Source organism: Leptolyngbya sp. FACHB-321, from assembly GCF_014695975.1.
Classification (GTDB): Bacteria; Cyanobacteriota; Cyanobacteriia; order Leptolyngbyales; family Leptolyngbyaceae; genus Stenomitos.
In genome coordinates, this window is record NZ_JACJPI010000060.1 from 102,265 (window position 1) to 122,918 (window position 20,654).

At 51.3% G+C, this 20,654-nt stretch carries 18 protein-coding genes and 1 pseudogene; 12 read left to right on the forward strand and 7 right to left on the reverse strand.

All coding sequences use genetic code 11. The features are described from left to right. The first annotated feature begins 1 nt into the window (after position 1). From H6F76_RS14690 to H6F76_RS14700, 3 genes are all read left to right on the forward strand, one after another. On the forward strand, positions 2 to 1,048 hold the full coding sequence (locus tag H6F76_RS14690) for a glucokinase (RefSeq protein WP_190509265.1): 1,047 nt from the start codon (positions 2 to 4) through the stop codon (positions 1,046 to 1,048). A gap of 167 nt (positions 1,049 to 1,215) precedes the next feature. Beyond that, positions 1,216 to 2,469 carry a cation:proton antiporter gene (locus H6F76_RS14695; RefSeq protein WP_190509267.1) on the forward strand — a complete coding sequence of 418 codons (1,254 nt, stop codon included), beginning with the start codon at positions 1,216 to 1,218 and terminating at the stop codon, positions 2,467 to 2,469. Between the two features lie 237 nt (positions 2,470 to 2,706). After that, on the forward strand, positions 2,707 to 3,588 hold the full coding sequence (locus tag H6F76_RS14700) for a fasciclin domain-containing protein (protein WP_242036667.1): 882 nt from the start codon (positions 2,707 to 2,709) through the stop codon (positions 3,586 to 3,588). 207 nt (positions 3,589 to 3,795) lie between these two features. Here the strand turns inward: H6F76_RS14700 and H6F76_RS14705 are convergent, their stop codons facing one another. The 5 genes from H6F76_RS14705 to H6F76_RS14725 all read right to left on the reverse strand — a co-directional run bounded on the left by H6F76_RS14705 (position 3,796) and on the right by H6F76_RS14725 (position 9,522). Next, the gene (locus H6F76_RS14705) at positions 3,796 to 4,494 is read right to left on the reverse strand and encodes a PTPA-CTERM sorting domain-containing protein (protein WP_190509268.1); all 699 of its coding nucleotides are present in this window, start codon (positions 4,492 to 4,494) and stop codon (positions 3,796 to 3,798) included. 520 nt (positions 4,495 to 5,014) lie between these two features. Continuing rightward, positions 5,015 to 6,490 carry a CoA-acylating methylmalonate-semialdehyde dehydrogenase gene (locus tag H6F76_RS14710; protein WP_190509270.1) on the reverse strand — a complete coding sequence of 492 codons (1,476 nt, stop codon included), beginning with the start codon at positions 6,488 to 6,490 and terminating at the stop codon, positions 5,015 to 5,017. 184 nt (positions 6,491 to 6,674) lie between these two features. Then, entirely contained in the window at positions 6,675 to 8,153 is a 1,479-nt protein-coding gene (locus tag H6F76_RS14715; protein WP_190509272.1) for an alpha-amylase, read from the reverse strand. A 485-nt stretch (positions 8,154 to 8,638) separates the two neighbouring features. Beyond that, positions 8,639 to 9,274: a DUF1003 domain-containing protein gene (locus H6F76_RS14720; protein ID WP_199322120.1), complete on the reverse strand. Its 636-nt coding sequence runs from the start codon at positions 9,272 to 9,274 to the stop codon at positions 8,639 to 8,641. Further along, positions 9,274 to 9,522, reverse strand: coding sequence for a Ycf34 family protein (locus H6F76_RS14725; protein WP_190509274.1), 249 nt, complete (start codon positions 9,520 to 9,522; stop codon positions 9,274 to 9,276). Before H6F76_RS14725 ends, H6F76_RS14720 begins: the two co-directional genes overlap by 1 nt. Positions 9,523 to 9,765: 243 nt before the next feature. On the opposite strand from H6F76_RS14725, the gene H6F76_RS14730 reads away from it, so the two are divergent. The 5 genes from H6F76_RS14730 (at position 9,766) to H6F76_RS14750 (ending at position 14,870) form a co-directional block, all read left to right on the forward strand. Beyond that, entirely contained in the window at positions 9,766 to 11,196 is a 1,431-nt protein-coding gene (locus tag H6F76_RS14730) for a CCA tRNA nucleotidyltransferase (RefSeq protein ID WP_242036668.1), read from the forward strand. A 255-nt stretch (positions 11,197 to 11,451) separates the two neighbouring features. Further along, positions 11,452 to 12,144: a magnesium protoporphyrin IX methyltransferase gene (gene bchM, locus H6F76_RS14735; protein WP_190449292.1), complete on the forward strand. Its 693-nt coding sequence runs from the start codon at positions 11,452 to 11,454 to the stop codon at positions 12,142 to 12,144. A 121-nt stretch (positions 12,145 to 12,265) separates the two neighbouring features. Further along, entirely contained in the window at positions 12,266 to 12,985 is a 720-nt protein-coding gene (locus tag H6F76_RS30540; RefSeq protein ID WP_242036669.1) for a bL12 family ribosomal protein, read from the forward strand. Positions 12,986 to 13,090: 105 nt separating this feature from the next. Beyond that, a complete protein-coding gene (locus H6F76_RS14745; protein ID WP_190509276.1) occupies positions 13,091 to 13,474 on the forward strand; it encodes a DUF423 domain-containing protein in 384 nt (127 codons plus the stop codon). Between the two features lie 322 nt (positions 13,475 to 13,796). Next, a complete protein-coding gene (locus H6F76_RS14750) occupies positions 13,797 to 14,870 on the forward strand; it encodes a hypothetical protein (RefSeq protein ID WP_190509278.1) in 1,074 nt (357 codons plus the stop codon). A gap of 243 nt (positions 14,871 to 15,113) precedes the next feature. Here H6F76_RS14750 and H6F76_RS14755 read toward each other — a convergent pair whose 3' ends face one another. Continuing rightward, entirely contained in the window at positions 15,114 to 16,424 is a 1,311-nt protein-coding gene (locus tag H6F76_RS14755; RefSeq protein WP_199322121.1) for a D-alanyl-D-alanine carboxypeptidase, read from the reverse strand. 273 nt (positions 16,425 to 16,697) lie between these two features. On the opposite strand from H6F76_RS14755, the gene H6F76_RS14760 reads away from it, so the two are divergent. Continuing rightward, positions 16,698 to 17,363: a cofactor assembly of complex C subunit B gene (locus H6F76_RS14760; RefSeq protein ID WP_190509282.1), complete on the forward strand. Its 666-nt coding sequence runs from the start codon at positions 16,698 to 16,700 to the stop codon at positions 17,361 to 17,363. A 49-nt stretch (positions 17,364 to 17,412) separates the two neighbouring features. After that, the gene (locus H6F76_RS14765) at positions 17,413 to 17,922 is read left to right on the forward strand and encodes a DUF456 family protein (protein ID WP_190509284.1); all 510 of its coding nucleotides are present in this window, start codon (positions 17,413 to 17,415) and stop codon (positions 17,920 to 17,922) included. Here the strand turns inward: H6F76_RS14765 and H6F76_RS14770 are convergent. Beyond that, positions 17,919 to 18,488, reverse strand: a pseudogene (locus H6F76_RS14770) (class I SAM-dependent methyltransferase); the annotation flags it as partial. The gene H6F76_RS14765 and the pseudogene H6F76_RS14770 sit on opposite strands and share 4 nt — an antisense overlap. On the opposite strand from H6F76_RS14770, the gene H6F76_RS14775 reads away from it, so the two are divergent. Further along, complete coding sequence (locus H6F76_RS14775; protein ID WP_190509314.1) at positions 18,474 to 18,896, forward strand: hypothetical protein; 423 nt, start codon at positions 18,474 to 18,476, stop codon at positions 18,894 to 18,896. The pseudogene H6F76_RS14770 and the gene H6F76_RS14775 overlap by 15 nt on opposite strands. A 166-nt stretch (positions 18,897 to 19,062) precedes the next feature. Next, on the forward strand, positions 19,063 to 20,415 hold the full coding sequence (locus H6F76_RS14780; RefSeq protein WP_190509289.1) for a cytochrome P450: 1,353 nt from the start codon (positions 19,063 to 19,065) through the stop codon (positions 20,413 to 20,415). Positions 20,416 to 20,654: the final 239 nt, after the last annotated feature.

The window sequence follows — 20,654 nt, forward strand, 5'->3', positions numbered from 1 at the left end:
CATGACCGTATTACTAGCTGGCGATATTGGCGGGACAAAAACAATTCTGCGTCTGGTTGAGACAGTGCCATCGACATCGGGGGTAACGCTTAAACCACTGCATGAGCAACGCTATCCTAGCGCCAGCTTTCCTGATTTGGTGCCAATGGTGCGACAGTTTTTTGCAGAGGCAGAGCAAGCGTCAAGCATCCCTGCTGCGCCACAAAAGGCGTGTTTTGCGATCGCGGGTCCTGTGGTAGACAACACCTCTCAGCTCACTAATTTATGCTGGACGCTTTCAGCACAGCGTTTGAGCCAGGAGTTAGACATTCCTCAAACATCGCTCATTAACGATTTTGCAGCCGTTGGTTATGGGGTTGTAGGTTTAGACAGTCACGACTTGCTCACCTTGCAAGCAGGCAAGCCTAACCCGCAAGCGCCGATCGGCGTGATTGGAGCAGGAACGGGATTAGGGCAGGGCTTTTTAATCCATCAGGATGGCGACTATCGCGTTTATGGCACCGAGGGCGGACATTCTGACTTTGCACCGCGATCGGAAATGGAATTTCAGCTTTCGCGCTATTTGCTTGAGAAACATCACATTCAGCGCATCTCAGTCGAGCGTGTGGTTTCTGGACAGGGCATCGTCTCGATCTATCAATTTTTGCGCGATCGTCAAGTAGCAGCAGAAGCACCCGAAGTAGGCGCGATCGTCCAAACCTGGGAACGCGAGATCGGACGTGAGAAAAGCGTTGACCCTGCTGCTGCGATCGCTCAGGCTGCCTTAGAAAAGCGCGATCGACTTTCAGAGCAAACCATGCAAATATTTGTAGATGCCTATGGTGCTGAAGCTGGCAATCTGGCACTGAAACTCCTGCCCTATGGCGGACTTTATATCGCGGGCGGCATTGCACCCAAGATTTTGCCTCTTATGCAAGAAGGCAACTTTCTTAACTCTCTTATCGATAAGGGACGGATGCTGCCGTTGCTAGAAATGGTGCCTGTTCATGTGGTGCTCAATCCCCAGGTCGGGCTGTTAGGAGCCGCTCTTTATGCCTCGAAGCTCTAAGGAAGTGCTCAGCAGTCAGGCATCAGCAGTCAGCTTTGTTAGTCCTTTAGCCTTCATCACTCATTCCTTATCCCAACCGCAAAATCCCCCCGAGGTTGAGGTACAGTCATGCCACTGCTGCGTACAGTGAGTAGGCACGGTTACCTAGTTCTTGTGGCACAAATTTTGTGGATATTTACATTCTTGACTTATTAGTCATTGGGTTGCTATTGCTGCTCATCACGTTAGGGTCAGGATGGATTGCTCGTTTGCCGGTCTCCTACGCCTTGATCTACTTAGTGGTTGGCATTGTACTTAGCCCCTATGGGTTTAATTTGGTGCAACTGCGACCAGATGCCAAGTTTCTAGAGCGGCTTACAGAGTTTGCAGTGCTGATTTCTCTGTTTGGCTGTGGTTTGAAGATGAACCGTCCACTGACGGCGTGGGCGTGGAACTCTACCATTCGGCTGATCGGCTTTTTGATGCCGCTTTCCATCTTTGCGATCGCAGCGATCGCCCATTGGGTTTTGCAGCTCGACTGGGGGCCTGCTGTCCTTCTTGGGGGGATTCTCGCACCTACTGATCCAGTGCTTGCTTCAGAAGTGCAGCTTGATAATCCGTCCGATCGTGATGAGTTACGCTTTGGCTTAACTTCCGAGGGTGGTTTGAATGACGCGCTGGCGTTTCCGTTCGTTTATTTTGGGCTGCACTGGCTGGAAAACGACAACTGGCAAACGTGGTTTGGGAAATGGGTTGCAGTGGATGTCCTTTGGGCAATAACTGTTGGCATTGTTATGGGCATTGTTGTTGCCAGAGCCGTACAGTGGCTTGATCACCGCCTGCAAGCGCACCGACAAGCTGATGAACTCCTTGAAGACTTTCTGTCTCTTGCAGCCATTTTGATTACCTATGCCCTGACCGAGCTAGCCAATGGCTATGGCTTTGCGGCTGTGTTTGTGGCGGGTGTAGTGATGCAACGTCGCATTCCTGAGCGCGATAAATCTCTGTCTCAACTGCGCTTTATTGAGCGTGTGGAAAAACTGGTTGAAATCGCCGCGATTCTGCTTTTAGGTGCTCTCTTGCGTGTTGAGCCGCTGGTACGCTTTGCTGGGCCTGCACTTCTAGTTGCCGTGCTTCTTCTATTCCTCATTCGTCCACTAGGTGGTTGGTTAAGCATGATTGGGTCACCCGTACCCAGTGCAACCCGCTGGTTATTCGGCTGGTTTGGCATTCGTGGCGTTGGCTCTCTCTATTATCTAACCTACGCGTTTGGGCACGGACTTGAGGGTGACACAGGAGAACTAATCGCCTGGATTACATTCACTACGATCGTGCTTTCAGTAGTGGTACATGGCATAACTGCAACTCCACTAATGCGCTGGTATGAGCACAATATTGAGATCAAGCCTAGAAGTAAGCAGGAGCTTAAAAAACCTTCCTAACTAAGGAGAAGAATCCAAAACACCCTAAGGAAAGGGTTACAGCGGTTAGCTTTCAAGTCGAACTAGCATAACCTATGGCTAAAAAATAGTGTTGTGTGGCTGTGCAGTGAATTTTATAGCGCTTGTGCAATAGCTTGCTTCCGCATATATCAGAATCTACCGGAAGGTAGAGCGTTTGTTTTTGCAACATCGGTACATTGAACCTTTGTTCATATTTGTTAACGGTAAAGAAAGAAGATGCAAAAACGCTATCGTTTAACGATGTTTCAAACGCTGTCTATTCTGGCAGGCGTTACTAGTTTAGGAGTTGCAGTTGTGGCTCCTACGATCGCCCAGACGCAGACGACTCCTGGTGCAGGGACCGCGCCTGCTGGGGTAACGCAACCAACACCAACACCAACAGCACCAGGACAAACAGTACCCGGACAACCATCACCAGGGCAACCGTCACTAGGGCAGCCATCGCCAGCACCAACAGTACCCGGACAAACAGTGCCCGGACAACCATCACCAACACCAACAGCGCCAGGACAACCATCACCAGGGCAACCATCGCCCAGACCATCGCCCACTGGCACTCAGCCTGGCAGCCCTAGCCAAGTGCCTGCTGGAACAACGCAGCCCACTCCTCGGCAGTCGCCTGCAAGTGGAACCCCTGCACCGCGATCAACACGCAACCTCACGCTTTCTGCACTGTTGCAACAAGGGGCGAAGGCAGGTTCCTTTAAAACGTTGGCTAGAGCAGTAGAAGCGGCTGGGCTAACCCAGACTGTCCAGCAGGGGGGTAACTTTACTGTGTTTGCTCCTACAGATGCAGCGTTTGCGGCTCTACCTGCAGGCACGCTTGCAAAGCTGTTGAAACCAGAGAACAAGGCACTTTTGAGACAAGTATTGGCATACCATGTTGTTCCTGGCACAGTCCCGTCTAGCGCTTTGAAGACTGGCTTAGTGAAAACGCTGGGTGGCGGTCTAGCTGTGCGCGTGGATGCAGATAAAGTGGTTGTTAACAATGCCAGCGTCATTCAAGCCGACATTGCCGCTTCTAATGGGGTTGTTCACGCTATCAACCGCGTTTTAATCTCATCAGCTACAAAGCAACGCCTGACGACGCTTAAATAGCACGAGATCCAACGAACGAGCCTTATCTATAACCAATGTATTGAGGTAGAGTCATCACAGGGCAGAAGTTAAGTTTTTGCCCTTATGTGTGTTGACTTGAGCTTGCCAAACGCCCAGACCATTTTTCTGACTGATAGACCTTAGCTTGCAGGAGTTCAGGGAAGACGATCGCACTTCCCTGGAACCGATGACTTAGCCAACAATCGGTCATTTACCGCTACGATCCTTTGCTGCCAATTGCCGTTTTCGCCAAATGCCCATGCCTAGACCAATTAATCCTGGCAGTAAGGCAGGGGTTGGTACAGATTTAGAGTTGCCTTCAATAGCAAACGAGAGTTCGGCAGTATTGACATCAACAAACCATTGATCACCAGGCTGGAAGCGACCAAGATCGTTGCCATTCTCGTTACTTGCTGCCCAAAACCAGTTAAGGCTAGCATCGGCTTCAGTATTATTGACAATTGAGAGTAGATAGCTGCCAGCCTGAAGCGTAAAGGGCTGCGATGGCGCAAACGAGTAGTTGTAGAAGAATACACTTTGTGGATTGCTTGCTCGCGCAACGCTAATGTCATTAAAGGCAATGATGGGTGAAACCGCAGGTCTATCGTTAAGAAACTCAAAGATACGAACCGAGAATTGATCGACCGTAGGCGTAACGGAAACAGCTTGCCCAGCAGCGTACAATCCACTCCAGGTAATCTTTGTCACATCATTACTGCTAGTAAGCGTGAAATCATCACCCGCTTCTACTGGCAAAGCAAAATCACTCTCGATCGCAAGTTGAAAATTGGGCGCACCGTTGTCAAAAAGCACTGCTGCTTGAGCAGGGTTATCAATGCCACAAGCCAGAAGCGCTGCACCAAGTACGCCCAGCGTAAGCTGTTGTGGAGCAGTCAGGGTCATCATAAAATTCACTCTTTCAACAGGGGCTGATGAAGCTACTTAAAAGTACGAAGATGCATTGCTAGTAAGAGTCAGCAGCGAAGGCAATCATCTGTTCGCATTACCTCGTCAAAGTGAAAACAGTATGATCTACAGCGATCGCGGTGCCGTTTGTTAGGAGGACGTTCATTGAATAAGCCTGCATTGCTGCGATGCTTTACTTCAGAAAGACAAAGCCCAAAAAGACAAAGCTTGTAAGTAGGTAGCCTCAATTAAATCTAAGGAAGGGGTATGGGGGCTTTGCCGCTAGACAAGGGGTTTTGCCCCCACCCCAACAACTTCTTTAAGTTAACTGCACCCAGCTACTTCGCTCCGAAACCTCAACGTACGGCAATGTTTCACTGCAACCGCCCCACTCCCAAGCAGATGTTGCGGTTACCTTACTCAAAAATTCCTGATAGTTACTTTTGCACAGGCCCTGAGTTATGTCCGGACAATTGTTTTTTGTACCACAACAACCTAATCGATCGCCTCCACATTCTCCCTAAAACTGTCGCGTCCAGTCCTTCCAGCGCTCAACTACTACCTTTGTTTGCGTGAAGAACTCAACGGCTTGATGCCCCTGCCCATGCAAATCACCAAAAAAGCTGTCTTTCCAGCCGCTGAAGGGGAAAAACGCCATTGGAGCTGCAACACCAATATTGATGCCAATGTTGCCAACTTCGGCTTCATAACGAAACTTGCGTGCAGCCGCGCCACTGCTGGTAAAGAGGCACGCCATGTTGCCATATTGCCCACCGTTAATCAGGGCGATCGCGTCCTCAAAGGTTTCTAGATGCATCAGGCTCAGGACAGGACCAAAAATTTCAGTACGGGCAATGTCGCCTGTAGGGTCAACGTTCTGAAGAATCGTGGGTCGCACAAAGTAGCCCTTTTCGTAGCGAGAAACGCTGGGCTGACGACCATCCACTAAAACTGTTGCGCCCTCGTCTGCCCCTTTCTGAATCAGCCCTTCAATGCGCGTCTGGCTTTGGGCACTGATGACTGGTCCCATCTGCACATTGTCATCTAAGCCGTAGCCAACGATGCGGGACTGAGCCACATCAGCGATCGCCTCTGTAAAAGGTTGTCGTGCGCCTCCAATTGTCACGGCGATCGAGGCTGCTAAACAGCGCTGTCCCGCACAGCCAAAGGCGCTATCCGCCATGATGCGTGTTGTCATGTCAATATCGGCATCCGGCAAAATAATTACCGGATTCTTGGCTCCGCCCTGGCACTGAGCGCGCTTACCATTAGCGGCAGCACGACTGTAGACGTATTTGGCAACAGGTGTCGAACCCACAAAGCTAATCGCTCGAATCAGTGAGTGGTCAAGTATGGCATCGACAACAGTTTTGTCACCATTGACTAGATTAACCACACCCTTTGGCAAGCCCGTTTGCTCTAGCAGTTGCACGATCGCCTGCATCGTCAGCGGCACTCGCTCAGATGGTTTGAGAATGACAGTATTGCCACAAGCGATCGCATAGGGCATGAACCAGAAGGAAATCATGCTGGGAAAGTTAAAAGGTGCAATCACGGCTGTCACTCCAAGTGGCTGACGGATCATGCTTTCGTCAATGCCTTTGGCGATATCTTCAGAGTTGTAGCCCTGCATCAAAATAGGAATGCCACAGGCGACTTCAACGTTTTCGATCGCCCGTCGCAGTTCACCCTTTGACTCGGCTAACGTTTTGCCACACTCCTGCGTAATAGTTTGTGCCAGCGCCTCAAGTTGTTCTTCTAGTAAAGTCTTCAGCTTGAAAAGGTATTGAATGCGATCGGTGGCAGGTGTACGCCGCCAGCTTACAAACGCGGCTTGAGCAGCTTGAGCGGCTTGATCGACTTCACTAGCAGACGACAGCGGCACCGTTGCCAATACGTCGGTTGTCGCTGGATTAATGATATCTAGATGAGTCGTTGCACTAGAAGAGCACCAAGCACCATTGATGTAGTTTTTTAAGACAGTCGAAGCACCCATGTCGATCGTTCTGAAGATGTACAGTACGTGACTCAGACGTTGGCGATCGTGCTGTCGCTAGCACAGGCATGGATGGGTAAAAGGCGACTCATCCACGCATTTATGCCAGAACGGCGACCAGCACCATCACTATCCTGCACTAAATTTTGCTGTGTCGATCGGAGCAGGGGTTTAGCCGCTCTATTTAGTGTTTGGGCACCCAGACAGAGACTGAGCCAGCGTTACAGCGAAAATCACCCCAACCGTCGTCATTGGTAGTCACTGGTTCAGTGATATGACCAGTGATATCAATAAAAGTTGCGTTTGGTTGCCCCACTTCCATCAGCTTAGTGCCTTCATCGCCGTTGCTGAGAAGCACTGCCAACCCGCCAGGATGCTCGTCATCGCCCAGCCGTGTCCAGCCGATCGTGTTGGGGTGGTCAAAGTAGTCGTACTGCTCACCGTAGGCATAGGTTTGCCGAGCCGAGAGCATTTGATCAAGTATTTCTTGAAAGCTATCTAGCCAAATTTCATGCTCCTCACCATCGTTGCCATGATCTGTATAGTGTGCACCGTAATAGTCAGCGTAGAAAAGGCATGGGTAGCCCTCACGACGCAGCAAGATTAGCGCATAGGCAAGGGGCTTAAACCAAGGCTCGACCACTGATTCGAGTGATTGCAAGGGTTGCGAATCGTGATTTTCGACCAGCGTTACCGCAAGGGTGGGCTGTTGTTGCACTAACGTGTTGTCAAAAATCTGCCGCATATCGTAGCCGTTGCCCGACTGGCTCGCCACGTGAAAGTTGTAGTGGAGCGGTGCATCGAATAGCGTCACTTTGCCGTTAGTTGTTTCAACAAAGCTATGGAGTGCTTCTACGTCATACGACCAGTATTCGCCCACACCAAAAATGTCACGTTCAGCATAGTGACTAACATGAGCTAGCCATTCTCGAAAGAAGTCCGCTGAAACGTGTTTGACAGCATCAAAGCGAAAGCCATCGACACCCGTTGTATCGATGTACCACTCGCCCCAATACTTCAGCTCGCCGACGACTTCAGGATGGCTCATATCTAGGTCGCAACCCATCAGGTAGTCAAAGTTGCCGTTCTCTAGGTCGACGTTGCGATCGAACTCTTTGCCTTTAAGCAAGTAAATCGCGTTTTCAGAATCGTTGTAGGCATTGTAATCGATCGCATCGAAGTGCCACCAATGCCATTTCATGCTGGAGTATTTGTCATCGCGTCCAGGAAAGGTGAAATGTGTCCAGGCTTTGATTGTCTGGTACTCGCCAATGGGTGCGTTGCGATCGTCCATGCTGAAGGGCGTTGCTTCTGCCTCTTCTTGTTCGTCAGCGCCCAACTTGTGATTAAACACCGCATCGGCATAGACTCGGATACCCGCTTTCTGCGCCACTTTAATAGCGTGCAGATATTCTTCTTTCGTGCCGTATTTAGTGCGTACAGAGCCTTTCTGGTCGAATTCGCCTAGATCAAATAAATCATAGACACCATACCCTACGTCATAGCCCCCGCCAGTGCCTTTATAGGCGGGTGGTAACCAGACAGAAGTAACGCCAACTTTTGCTAAAGTGTCTGCCGCTTCGGCAAACTGCTTCCAAAGTTGACCATCCGGCGGCAGATACCAATGAAAGTACTGCATCATAACGCCGTTTGTTTCAGACATAGTAGTGATCCGGATAGGGTGAATTGATGGCGAATTTAATCTTGCCCATAACTGATCGCGTCTACAGGCAAACTGCCGTTGATTGCCGGATCAAGATGTTGAGAAACTCGCTGATATCGTCTTAATTTTTGTCTTAATAGCAAAATAGCCGGAATTACACTGCCCTACAATCCCTCGCTCGAAAGATTTATCGTCATCCCCAAGACGAAGGAGATGCCCGTAAAACTTTGCTGTGATGTTCTTCACAAGAATGCTGACTCTATAACAGTCCTAAATCATTTGTGAGCAAGACTGAACTATTTAGCAGTCAGCGGTCAGCGATCATCTTTTTTGCTGGCTGCTGACCGCTGACCGCTCATACCAGCGTAATTCTCAGCATTCAATCAGCATTCAAATAGGATGGCTAGATGCGGCTGAGAGTGGACGCAGCACTATTTACAGTAGGGTTAGCTACAGAGACAAGCTTGTTAGGTTTAAAGACTGCATTACTTTGGCTTCAGGACATCGGTTGCAACATCAGTTGCCAACTCTTGCGCCAAGTTTTCCTGAAGTGCGTCTAAGACTTCGATCGGATCGGCAGCTGTTTGCATTGCTTGCGCTTCTAGATCCGGTCGGTCAATCACGTTGGGCAAATCGGTACGGAGTTCTTCGAGCAGCGCAATAACTTTGGCAAGCTTTTGTTCTGAAAGCAAATTGAGCTGTAGCATGAGTTGCGATCGCTGTTCCGCAAACCGTTCTTGTCGCGCTTGCCGGACGAGCACTCCCGTTGAGATGAGCAAAGCTGCGGCATCTAACCCTTGCTGTGACCATTGAAAGGGTGGCAGTAATGGTGGCAAAAATTCTGCTTGAGTCAGCAGGCTGGCGCTAATCCAGAATAAAAAGCCTGCGAACAAACTGTACAAAAACCTGGGTTGCCCAAAGAACGTCGAGATCTGCTCCAGTGATTTTTGATGTGCTGGCAGATCCTGCGCTTCTTGACGATGAAGCGAGATGATCGCGTCAATACTCTGGGCGATCGGGTCGGGCAGCGGTGTCGTCAAAACCCTCTGCGGATGGGCTTGGAAGTTAAACTCAGTTAAACCAACTGCTGGGTGCTCATCGTTCGCTTCAACCTTCATCATCAGGTGGGCACCAGTTCGCCTGGACGCAGTTTCGACCACTTGCCTTTTGATTCAGTAAAGCTCAAGCAGCCAACCACATCCCATTCCATCTCAATCACATCGCCATCATGACGAATATTGACGTTGATTGTTGGTTCGGTTGCTTCAAAGTCTGGCATTTCAGTCAGATGAGGCTGCTGGTGCTGATGTTCGACTGCATTGTAGGTGGTGCAGCGATCGACGTAGTGGCAGTTGATGCAAATACACATGGCTTTACTTCTCGCATCGAAGTGTGAACACTCAGAATGTCAGATGCTTTTCTGTTACTCTAGCTCAGGCGCTCTCATCATGCAGCGCTCATCAGGTTGATTTTCGTTGCACTGCTTCTTGTTTTAACGTGCATGGAGCTTCCGGCAGCGTTAGGCTGGGGTGAGACGGCTAGGGAATGAAGCCGTTTGGCTGCTAGATGTTCAGCCAGTTTGTATTGTCAGCGATCGTTGGATTAGACCGGATTGAATCAGCGTTTAGATTTAGAGTATCAATTACGTGTTCCAGCAGTGTCTTCTGCGCTTTCTCCTAAAACCTGGCCCTTTAGCCTGGAGTGGTTGCCACACTCGGCGTGTTTGGTGGGCGGTACGGTGCGAGATGCGCTGTTGGAGCGAGAAAGCGAGTATTTAGACCTCGATTTTGTGCTGCCGATTGGCGCAGTCGAAACGGCACGGGCGATCGCTCGTCACTACAAAGCAGGTTTTGTGCTGCTGGATGCCGAGCGTCAGATTGCCCGTGTGGTGTTTGAGCAGGGTACGGCAGACTTTGCACAGCAAGTTGGTCCAACGCTGGAAGCCGACTTGGAACGACGGGATTTTACGGTCAATGCGATCGCCTACAATCCCCATACTGACCAACTTCTCGACCCGCTTCAGGGGTATGCCGATCTGCAAAAGCACCAGCTTCGCATGATCTCGCCCGAAAACCTGCGGGATGATCCGTTACGTCTACTGCGAGCGTATCGACAGGCAGCGCAGCTTGGCTTTACGGTCGAGGCTGAAACACGGATGGTGATTCGTGATCTAGCAACGCTGCTGCAACGCATCGCGGCAGAACGAGTGCAGTCAGAGCTAAACTACCTTCTCAGTTCGACGAGAGGGGCAACATGGCTCACAATGGCGTGGCAGGATGCTCTGTTGGCTGATTGGTTCCCGGCGGCGACGGCTCAGAGTTTAGCGCTGGTGGGAGCGATCGATCAGGCAGCAGCACTGTTGCAAGAAACCTTGCCTGACTTTGCTTGGGAATTGTTCAGCCGTATGCGTCCGGGTGCTAAAAAGCAGCAAGCATCTAAGGGCGAAGCTGGCAGCGGAGACTCGACAGCACTATTACCAGCCGTATCGGGTTCAACTCGTACCTGGCTCACCACCGCGAAGCTAACCAGTTTGCTGCCAGCCAATCTTGCTCAAGCAGAAGCGCAACTGCGGCGGCTGAAGTATAGCCGTACCGATATGCAAGCGGTTTGCACGATCTTGAAGTGCTTACCGTTGTTGTGTGCTCCTGGTCAGTCCGAGAGTAATCAGACCGAGGATGGTAAGGCTGATTGGAACCTGCAACCGCTTGCCCAGTTAGATCTTTCCCTGCGGGAGCAATACGAGTTTTTTCAACTTGCAGGGGCAACCTTTCCCGCGATTGCGCTCTTGGCGATCGCGATCGGCACACCTGTAGCCGCGATCACACCCCTGGTAAACCGCTTTCTTACGCCCGGTGATCCAGTCGCTCATCCCATGCCTTTGCTCTCAGGTCAGGATTTGATGACGGCTTTGAACTTGCCTGCTGGACCTCGTATTGGCAAGCTGCTAGCAGCCATTCAACTAGCCAGAGCCGAAGCCAAGATCACGACATCGATCGAGGCACTGCAATTAGCAGAAACACTGGTGAATCACTGCGATCGATGAGATTTCTGAGAAAGAATGTACCGCTTGTAAGGGGCAGGTTTTGCCAGAAGCTTTGCTGATAGCCGATCACGTTGGTATCAAACTTGCCCCTACGGGTATCGTGTGTGCTAGAAATCTCTAAGTTAAAACCATACCTGTCCTTCACCCTTCCACTTCTTTACCCCTTCACTCTTCCCCCTCCTCCCTTTCACCCTTCCACTAAAACCCACACAGTAATAGGATGAAGCTGTGAGCAAAATCATGTAAGCCGAATTTATGACTGCTGTTGACGATAAGACCGTTGTTCGCGAGTATTTCAATGCCACTGGGTTCGATCGCTGGCGCAGAATCTATGGGGATGGCGAAGTTAACAAAGTGCAGCTTGACATCCGCACAGGGCATCAGCAAACAGTCGATACAGTGCTGAGCTGGCTACAGGCAGATGGCAATCTAGCGCAACTGTCCGTTTGTGATGCGGGTTGTGGTGTCGGCAGTCTCAGCATTCCGCTGGCAGAAGCAGGCGCAACGGTTTTCGCTAGCGATATTTCTGAAAAAATGGTGGGCGAAGCGAAAGAGCGATCGCAAGCCACGCTAGGACAATCGACTAACCCCACCTTTGCAGTGCAGGACTTGGAAACTCTGAGCGGTCGCTATCACACCGTCATTTGTCTGGATGTGCTGATCCATTATCCGCAAGACAAAGCGGCAGCAATGATTAGTCATCTCAGTTCTCTGGCAGAATCGCGGCTTATTCTTAGCTTTGCGCCCAAAACTCTTGCTTACAGCTTGCTTAAAAAAATTGGCGATTTCTTTCCGGGTCCCAGCAAAGCTACTCGCGCCTACCTGCACCGCGAAGCCGCAGTCGTAAAAATTCTGGAAAGCCAGGGCTGGACGGTACAACGCAACGCTATGACCAAAACGAGCTTCTACTTTTCGCGTTTGTTGGAAGTGACGCGGGAGAAGGGATGAGGGCAAAAGGATGAAAAATGAAGGCTAAAGGCTAATTTTTTTATCCTTCAGCATTTATCCTTTAGTCTTTAGTCTTTCCAAAGGCTAAGATTGCGGCATCGTTGGGAAGTGTGCCGGGTTTATGAGGCTAATCACAAAAATAGCGGCGGGTGTGTTGTTGGGCATTGGCGTGCCGATCGTCCTCTGGGCTGTAACCGATATAGCGAATCCCAGAGTTACAGATAAAGATAGAGAGGGTGCCGTTGCCGCACTCTGTTTCTTTGGCATTCCCCCCAGCGCATTGGGTGGCTGGTTAGTTTTTGGCGGGCGACGCAGAAGTGAGCAACAAGAGCACGATCGCCTTCAGTCCACCTTCTTCAAGCTACTCAAGCAAGGTGACGGGCGCATCACTGCCCTCGGCTTTGCGATGGAAACAGGGCTTACTGGTGCGATGGCAAAAGCCTATTTAGATGAACGCGCCGAAGAATTTACCGCCAATTTTGATGTGGATGAGGAAGGCAATATGTCTTACCGCTTCAACCTGGGTAGCGTTAGCCTTCCGAATAGTGGCAGTAAGGTGCAACCGAGAGCAAGCCTGCTTCAACAACAGCAGTTGGTCGTTGGACAGTCAATAGCAGCTCAGGGTAACTTTGATGTCATTTTAGAAGCTGTACCTGGCGTTCACAAAATTGCTGCTATCAAGCTGGTACGAGAACTGACTGGGCTGGGACTCAAGGAAGCAAAAGACCTAGTGGAAGCCGCACCAATGCCCCTTGTCACAGGTGTAAGTGGAACGATCGCCCAGCAGTGCAAAAAACAACTAGAGGCGATCGGCGCTACGGTAATGGTGATCGAAAATTAAGTGGGGCAAGCGATCGGTTTCGCAATGATGAGACTTTGGCTTCACCGTCACTGAACGTTAAAAAGCCGCGCACTCTTGATTTTTAGCTACTTGCCGAGGTTTGAGATGCTGTTAACCCGTCTTTTTCTAACCGCTGCCGCCATTCTTGCAGGTTTAGCCGTTGCAGCGGGAGCCTTTGCCTCTCACGCCTTGAAGGAACGATTGACAGAACGTGCGCTGGAAATCTTTGAGACTGCTGCTCGCTACCAGATGTATCACGCATTAGCACTATTTTTGGTGGCAATACTGCTAAGTCGAGCCGAAACGATCGCACCAACTTTGAGCATTGCAGGCTACGCGTTTATTACTGGCATTGCCATCTTTTCTGGTAGCCTTTATGCCCTTAGCCTTACGGACATTAAATGGCTAGGTGCCATCACACCTCTGGGCGGTGTAGCGTTTCTAGTTGGCTGGGGCTGTGTAGCGATCGCTGCCTGGAGCTTCAAGTGAATCATCTCAGCCTCTTTAAGAAGCGATAAGGGGATCAGGCGCGCTCATCTTTGTATCGCTGACCCTTTGCTTGAGCTATTTCCTTTCCCTCGCTTGACAGAGTAGAGACTGATCCCGTAGACGGAGAACTAACTAGGGTAAAATTTCTAACCTTTAGCTAGTCAACAACAGCTAATCGAATTTTACCTGGAGTCAGTCGTAGCTAACTGAGACTCCCATTGAAGCATGACTCAGGCTGAGGTTAACAATTTGGGAAAGGTACGGCTAGCTGTTGAACGATTGCAAAACGATTCGTCTCAACTGAGGCTCAAAGGAGATATCAATGGACAGAAACAACTCTAGGACTTTACTTATCAAAGCGGCTGGTTTTTTGGGTGCGGCTGGACTCAGCGCTTTAATTAGTCTTCCTGCACTTTCACAACAGTCTCCTAACAACAGCAATCCTGATGTGCCTTCGACTGCTACTCCAACCAATCCAGCAGGTAGAGATGCTGGCACCACTAATGGTGGAGAAGATCTAAACCGGGTACCAAGCAGTGGTACGAATCCAGTTCCAGGTTCAGATGCTAGTGACCGCCTTGAAAGACAAGGGCAAGAAACCCAACAGCGCACGAATGTAGCCCCTCGTAGCACCAACCAGCCAGTCAACCAACCTGGTGCAACCACAGGTGGTGAGGCAGTGCAACAAGTACGACCCACTGGCGGTTCGATGACGCAGCAACGGCAAAGAACTCAGCAGCGATCGAATACCAACATATCTCCCCGCAGCGTTAACCGACCAGCCAACCAAAACCGACCAGCAAACCAACCTGGTGCAACCACAGGTGGTGAAGCAGTGCAGCAAGTACGACCCACTGGCGGTTCAATGATGCAGCAACGGCAGGAAACTCAGCAGCGATCGAACACGACCGTATCTCCCCGTAGCACCAACCAGCCAGCGAACCAACCTGGCGCAACTGTAGGTGGTGAAGCAGTACAGCAGGTACGACCCACGGGTGGTTCGACAATGCAGCAACGGCAAGAAACCCAGCCAGCCAGTGCATCACCCCGCAGCGATGGTCAGCCAGGAGATCCAGCCATGCAGCAGATGCAACCTATGAATGGTTCGATGCAGCAGCAACCAGGGCAAGGAGTCTACCCTCGCACTAACGCAACACCCCGTAGCAATAATCAGCCAGACAATCAATCTGGTACGACAACGGGTATCGATGCAGATCAACCAGCGCAACCAACTAATGGTTCAAGTCAGCAACGTACGCAGACAACACCACGAAGCGGTAGCCAAGTTGAGTCTCAGCAAAGCACACCACGTCGTAACAACGACTCAGAGTTGAATAACCGCCAGAGCAGTCCACAGTCCGAAGCTCCGGGTGAGGGTGTACGCGCTCTTTGGTAGAGGCATCTACAGCAAAAGGATGAGGGATAAGTAGAAGCTCCTGCTTAAAGGAAATTTCAAGGTTTACGACTGTCCTAACGTTCTCTCCAACTGTTGTAGCAACTGAAGTGAAGCGGTTGGAGCTGAAGGTAAGGATGTGCTCTCATCTCTGATCCTTCGCTCGTTAAAGTAAACCAACAGCAAGAGACCGCTTGGACTGCATCCAGGCGGTCTTTTAATTTAGGCGTTTGCACCTCCATACGGCTAGTGGCGTGAGTCAATACTGACTGGAATCGTTGATCGTATGATCTCATTGCGATCGACTGCACCTAAACGTTTTGCCACGCCTTCGGTGTGGCTAGAGGACAGCGCTACTGGTCGAGTGGTAACTGCTCCCCAGCGATTAACTAATGCTTGCAGGAGATTGTCCTGCTGCTGGCGTAAATCCTCAAGGTCGGTGCCACGATTGATGATGGTAAACCAGACAAGTCCACGATCGCGCGTCGGCACGACACCAGCCAGCGCACTAACATCATTTAGCGTACCTGTTTTGACAACTGCTGCTAGTGGAAGGCTACGGTAATCGATCGTGCCATAATCAGTACCCGCAACCGGAAATAGATCTGCGATCGTTAGGCTACGAAACTGTAAATAGCGCTGGATTGCAACAAACATCGCGCAAACAGCTCTGGGCGAGATTTGATTTTCGGTGCCTAAACCAGAACCATTTTTCAACCGAATTTCGTTTTGCGGTATGCCTGCTGCGATCGCGGCTTGCTGGGCAATAAGCGCTGCTCCGCCTATTGAATGAGCGAGAGAATCTGCAATCACATTGTTGCTGTAGATATTCATCAGCTTGAGAATGTCGGTCAAAGGCAGCGAACGGTGCCGCACCAGCAAAAGCTGTTTAGGAAGAAAATCAGTACCGTAGGTAATGACCTGAACAGTGCCAGCGATCGCAATTTGTGGACGTGGTGTTCCAGGTGGCAATTGTTGATGTTGAGCAGCGACCTCATCAGACCAATCTTTTGCATTCAGTGCTTGCTTAAAGAGCGCTCCTGCTTTTTGTGGTTGGGTTTCAAAGTTCATGGCAAAGTCGCCTGTTAGCACTAAATTGCCTGCCACTTTCGTGAGACCGAGCTGCTGCAATGCATTGCCAAGCGCGATCGCCTCTTCCCAAACAAGCAACGGATCGCCACTACCCTGTACGACCAAATCCCCTTGTAAAACCCCATTTTCGATCGGACCCGTCGCGCTAATCAGCGTTTCGAATTGATGGTCTGGTCCCCAGGTCTGCAACGCTGCTAGAGAGGTGGCAACTTTGGTTAGCGAAGCCGCGGGAAGAGGCGTTGTACCCTGATTACTGGCAAGAAACTGAGAGCCAGTCTGGAGCCAAACGCCTTGGGTTGCCTCAGGTAAACCTTTGCGGTTAAGCGTCGCCAGATATTGCCGGAGCGTTGTCTGCGTTACGGCATTAGGTTCTCCTGGCTGCACAATCCAGGGTGTATCTTGCCAGGCAAAGGTACTTGCTCCCGGAGGGCTACCCACGGTAGTAGGACGAGTAAGCCCTGCCATGTTCAGCCAAACCAATATAAGCCCAGAGCTAAATAATTCCAGCAATTTCTGTGTCTCCAACTATGCCAAAGACTATACGGTATGAATAGAGTAATGCGATGCGATTGCTAAACGGTATTCTAGGTTAGCTCTCAGCCTTCACATAGTTGGGCTGGGCAGCAAGCCATCGTTCTAAAAGCTGCTCGAGTAGCTAGGTTGACTATGCATAAATCCTTTCACACTGGCAGCGCTCGTTCTAAATAGAATGAATATAAAGGCTTTTACCATAACGGAATGACTAAATCCGACCAAAACCAGTCTTTACGCTTGCTACCACTTGTGGTTGGCGGGTTAGCAGGCTGCCTGTTATTGGCAAATCGACTGCTGACCACTGATCTAACCAACTCTCAATCACGCTCGGATGCGTTAGGAGTGATTGTGAGTGCCGTCCTGATTCTAACGGGTTTGCTTTGGCAACAGGCGCAACCCCGCACGCCCGATCGCGTCGATCTGATTGGTGAAGAAGGCTTTGAACTTGATCCAGCGTTACCAGATGCACTCAAAACTGAGCTTGCTTGGGCATCACACCTGCTACTGACAAACACAGTAACGCGATCGCTCACCATCTGGTACGACGGCAAAATTTTGTTGCGACGCGGCATTCTGTCAGCCAAGCGGGACGTTACTCCTGGTCCCATCTTGCAGCGAGTGCTAGAAAAGCAAACACCCGTTTATTTAGTAGCGCTTAAAGTCTATCCGGGACGCATTGAGTTTGATTACTTACCCGAAAACACTCAGGGCGTAATCTGCCAACCCCTTGGTCAGCACGGTGCCATGATCCTGGGCGCAAATGCTCCGCGTAGCTACACCCGCCAGGATGAAAAATGGATTGGGGCAATCGCAGACAAGTTAGAAAATACACTGCTTCAGTCTCTAGAGGTTGAGAAGGCTAAAGGCTAAAGGCTAAAGTAACTTAAAGCTCTTCCTTTCCTACGCCCCACCTTCTAAAATGCTTGCTCTTTACTGGCTACTCGTTGCGCTCATGGTCGTTGGCATTATTGGTGCCGTTGTGCCTGCGATTCCTGGCATTAGCTTAATTGCGATCGCCATTTTTGTTTGGGGATTGGTGAACGGTTTTAGTAGCGTTGGTCCATCACTGGCGATCGCGATCGTGTTTCTGCTGGTGGGCATTGGTGTTGATTTTCTGGCAACGTACTACGGCGCACAGAAAGCAGGTGCCAGCAAGTGGGGTCAGATTGGTGCTGTCGTTGGTCTTGTTGTCGGCATTCTGGGGCTGCTGCCTGCCTTGCCCATTGGGGGTCCTATCCTGGGCATTCTGATTGGACCGATTCTGGGCGCGATCGTGGGTGAATATATTTATCGTCGCGATCTGAAGTTGGCAGCCAAAGCCGCACTCGGCATCGTGGTTGGCTCACTGGTTGGCAATTTGATCCAGGGGGTTTTGGCGATCGTGACGGTCGGCGTTTTCTTGTGGACAACCTTTCCCTCTGCTGGTTAAGCCTGCTTGCCAAAAAAGAGAATGTGCTGTTGAGGCAAGGTTTCCTTTGTTTCTAGCCAGGTCAAGCCAACGGCTGCCATTTCGCTGCGAACCTGCCGCTGAGTCATTTTGTGCAGAGGCTTGATCGGTATCAAGGGATTCTCGCCGCGATATTCGACAAGGACAACACGCCCATCTGGTTTAAGTGCCTGGACGATCGCCTGCATCATTTCTCTTGGGTGGTCAAATTCGTGATAGGCGTCCACCATTAGCGCCAGGTCGATCAATTCATCTTTCAAATTTGGATTCGTGATGCTCCCCAGCACCGTCTCCACATTGCCGACCTTTTTTTCCTGTTTAAGCGCTTCGATAATCGCCAACATTTCTGGCTGCACATCCACTGCCAGCACTTTTCCCTGAGGCACCAGCGAACTGATGCGGAAGCTGAAGTAGCCAGTGCCTGCACCAATATCAGCGACAACATCAGTTGGTTTAAGGTCAAGGGCTTTGATTAGTGCCTGAGGCTTCTCCTCCCGTTCGCGGCTGGGGCGCTCTAACCAGCCTGCGCCGAGATGCCTCATCAATTGAGTGGTGCGACGCTCTATCGGCACCGCGATCTCTGGCATCCCCGTCATTTACAAAGCGCAACAATGGTCGCGCTTCAAAGTGATGTGGAGCCAGATTGCTCGTGGGCGGCATCCGGCTCCAACAGTCACACAAACTTATTGGGTGAAAGTGGGTGTAATACCCTGCCTGATGGGAGTTCTGGAACTTCGGAATGTGTGGAGACAGAGGTGAGTGGGTGTAATAGCCTTCCCTTAGGGGGTCTGAGCCACGCAAGGGCGAGAAATATGACTCAGGCGGAGGGGATTGCCTATATCAAACAGGTGTTGCACCAGGTCAAAGCCAGACGCCAGGTGGAAATAGCGCAGAAACGACAACAGCTGGAATGGCGCAACCAGCTTTCGCTGCCGTTTAGTGAGGCACCAGAGTAAGCGGGCGCACTTAGCCCAGCGCTCAACCGCAAGCAAGTGAGAGCGGTTCAGCTTCGCTTACCACTTTGGGCGCGGTTGTCTCTCTACCCCCCTAGCAAATCGGTCTGAAGCCTGCGAAGATCGAACCGACATAGCCCATTACTACCGCGGCACTGGATAGCCACTGATGTCTTCCCTCACTACTCCCCCTGGTCAACTGGGTCTACCCCTCTTGGGCGAAACCCTTGCCTTCCTCCGTGATCCTGACTTTGCCAAGAAGCGCCATCGGCAGTACGGTCCGATCTTTAAGACGCAGCTACTGGGCAACCCAACTGTCTTTCTGAAGGGTGCGGCGGCGAATGACTTCGTCCTGTCTCACGAAAACCAGTATTTCGTCGTCAGTTGGCCGCCTAGCGTGAAGCGACTCTTGGGTCCGCTGTCGCTGGCACTGCAAACAGGTGCGCTGCATCTACAGCGGCGCAAGCTGCTGGCACAAGCCTTTCAGCCCCGTGCTTTGACCGGTTATGTCCCCGTGCTGGCGGCGATCAGTGAGCAGTACCTGGAGCGCTGGGTCGCGCTGGAAACGTTGACCTGGTACCCGGAGCTCCGAAACTATACGTTTGACATTGCCGGTAAGCTGCTGATTGGTCTGGATAACGCTGCTCAAACAGAGTTAGGGCACTGGTTTGCAACCTGGTGTGAGGGGCTGTTCAGTCTGCCGTTGCGCTTACCTTGGACGCGCTTTGGCAAGGCTTACCGTTGCCGTGAGCAATTGCTCAAGGGCCTAGAGACGCTGATCCGGGAGCGGCAACAGGCGGGCAGTCAGGGCAGCGATGCCTTGGGGGTGCTGCTGCGGGCGCGCGATGAGGACGGTCAACCGTTGGGGTTGGAAGAACTCAAGGATCAAGTGTTACTGCTGCTGTTTGCTGGACACGAAACGCTGACTTCGGCGCTCGCCTCTTTCTGCTTGCTCCTGGCGCAGCATCCAGCGGTCAAGGACAGGGCGAGAGCGGAACAGTCCCAATTTAGAGGCGTACCGCTCTCGCTGGAAACGTTGAAGCAGATGACTTACCTGGAGCAGGTCTTGAAGGAGGTACTGCGGTGCATTGCGCCGGTAGGCGGCGGTTTTCGGCAGGTCTTGCAGTCATGTGAGTTTGGCGGGTTCCTGCTGCCCCAGGGTTGGAGCGTGCTCTATGAGATCAATTTGACTCACCAGGACAGCGAGCTTTTTCTGGCACCGGAGCAGTTTGACCCAGGGCGCTTTAGCCCGGAACGGGCGGAGGATAAGGTCAAGCCGTTTAGTCATGTGCCGTTTGGCGGCGGCGTCCGAGAGTGCCTGGGGAAGGAATTTGCGCGTCTGGAACTGAAGCTCTTTGCGGCTAAACTCTTGCAGGGGTATGACTGGAGTTTGTTGCCTCAGGATCTGACGCTGGTGACGGTGCCCACGCCCCATCCCAAAGACGGTCTGAAGGTGCAGTTTTACCGCCAGCCGCTGCAGGGTCTTTCAGCAGCGACTGACAGTAGCGTGCCGATGGCCTAACAGCCCCGCGCCGCCGATGTGCCGCTACTGAGACTCTCTTCGAGCGATGCTTTGAAACGCAATGCAAATAAGGCTTTTCAGCCCATCTGACATTTTGTGTCCGTATGTCGCCTTTGTATAGCAATGGTTGCTGTTGGCGAATGTGCTACATCTGTTTCATGCAGGAGCCAAGGCCGCAAACCGTGACACCCGAAGTTTCGGTAATGGTTCTGCCTTCAGCCAAGCAACAATCCGAGCTA

What these genes read in the sequence shown, in the direction of transcription:
- H6F76_RS14690 (WP_190509265.1), top strand. Translation starts at nt 2, where the DNA reads ATGACCGTATTACTAGCTGGCGATATTGGCGGGACAAAAACAATTCTG.
- H6F76_RS14700 (WP_242036667.1), top strand. Translation starts at nt 2,707, where the DNA reads ATGCAAAAACGCTATCGTTTAACGATGTTTCAAACGCTGTCTATTCTG.
- H6F76_RS14705 (WP_190509268.1), bottom strand. Translation starts at nt 4,494, where the DNA reads ATGATGACCCTGACTGCTCCACAACAGCTTACGCTGGGCGTACTTGGT.
- H6F76_RS14710 (WP_190509270.1), bottom strand. Translation starts at nt 6,490, where the DNA reads ATGGGTGCTTCGACTGTCTTAAAAAACTACATCAATGGTGCTTGGTGC.
- H6F76_RS14715 (WP_190509272.1), bottom strand. Translation starts at nt 8,153, where the DNA reads ATGTCTGAAACAAACGGCGTTATGATGCAGTACTTTCATTGGTATCTG.
- H6F76_RS14720 (WP_199322120.1), bottom strand. Translation starts at nt 9,274, where the DNA reads ATGATGAAGGTTGAAGCGAACGATGAGCACCCAGCAGTTGGTTTAACT.
- H6F76_RS14725 (WP_190509274.1), bottom strand. Translation starts at nt 9,522, where the DNA reads ATGTGTATTTGCATCAACTGCCACTACGTCGATCGCTGCACCACCTAC.
- bchM (WP_190449292.1), top strand. Translation starts at nt 11,452, where the DNA reads ATGACTGCTGTTGACGATAAGACCGTTGTTCGCGAGTATTTCAATGCC.
- H6F76_RS30540 (WP_242036669.1), top strand. Translation starts at nt 12,266, where the DNA reads ATGAGGCTAATCACAAAAATAGCGGCGGGTGTGTTGTTGGGCATTGGC.
- H6F76_RS14745 (WP_190509276.1), top strand. Translation starts at nt 13,091, where the DNA reads ATGCTGTTAACCCGTCTTTTTCTAACCGCTGCCGCCATTCTTGCAGGT.
- H6F76_RS14750 (WP_190509278.1), top strand. Translation starts at nt 13,797, where the DNA reads ATGGACAGAAACAACTCTAGGACTTTACTTATCAAAGCGGCTGGTTTT.
- H6F76_RS14755 (WP_199322121.1), bottom strand. Translation starts at nt 16,424, where the DNA reads ATGGCAGGGCTTACTCGTCCTACTACCGTGGGTAGCCCTCCGGGAGCA.
- H6F76_RS14760 (WP_190509282.1), top strand. Translation starts at nt 16,698, where the DNA reads ATGACTAAATCCGACCAAAACCAGTCTTTACGCTTGCTACCACTTGTG.
- H6F76_RS14765 (WP_190509284.1), top strand. Translation starts at nt 17,413, where the DNA reads ATGCTTGCTCTTTACTGGCTACTCGTTGCGCTCATGGTCGTTGGCATT.
- H6F76_RS14775 (WP_190509314.1), top strand. Translation starts at nt 18,474, where the DNA reads ATGCCTCATCAATTGAGTGGTGCGACGCTCTATCGGCACCGCGATCTC.
- H6F76_RS14780 (WP_190509289.1), top strand. Translation starts at nt 19,063, where the DNA reads ATGTCTTCCCTCACTACTCCCCCTGGTCAACTGGGTCTACCCCTCTTG.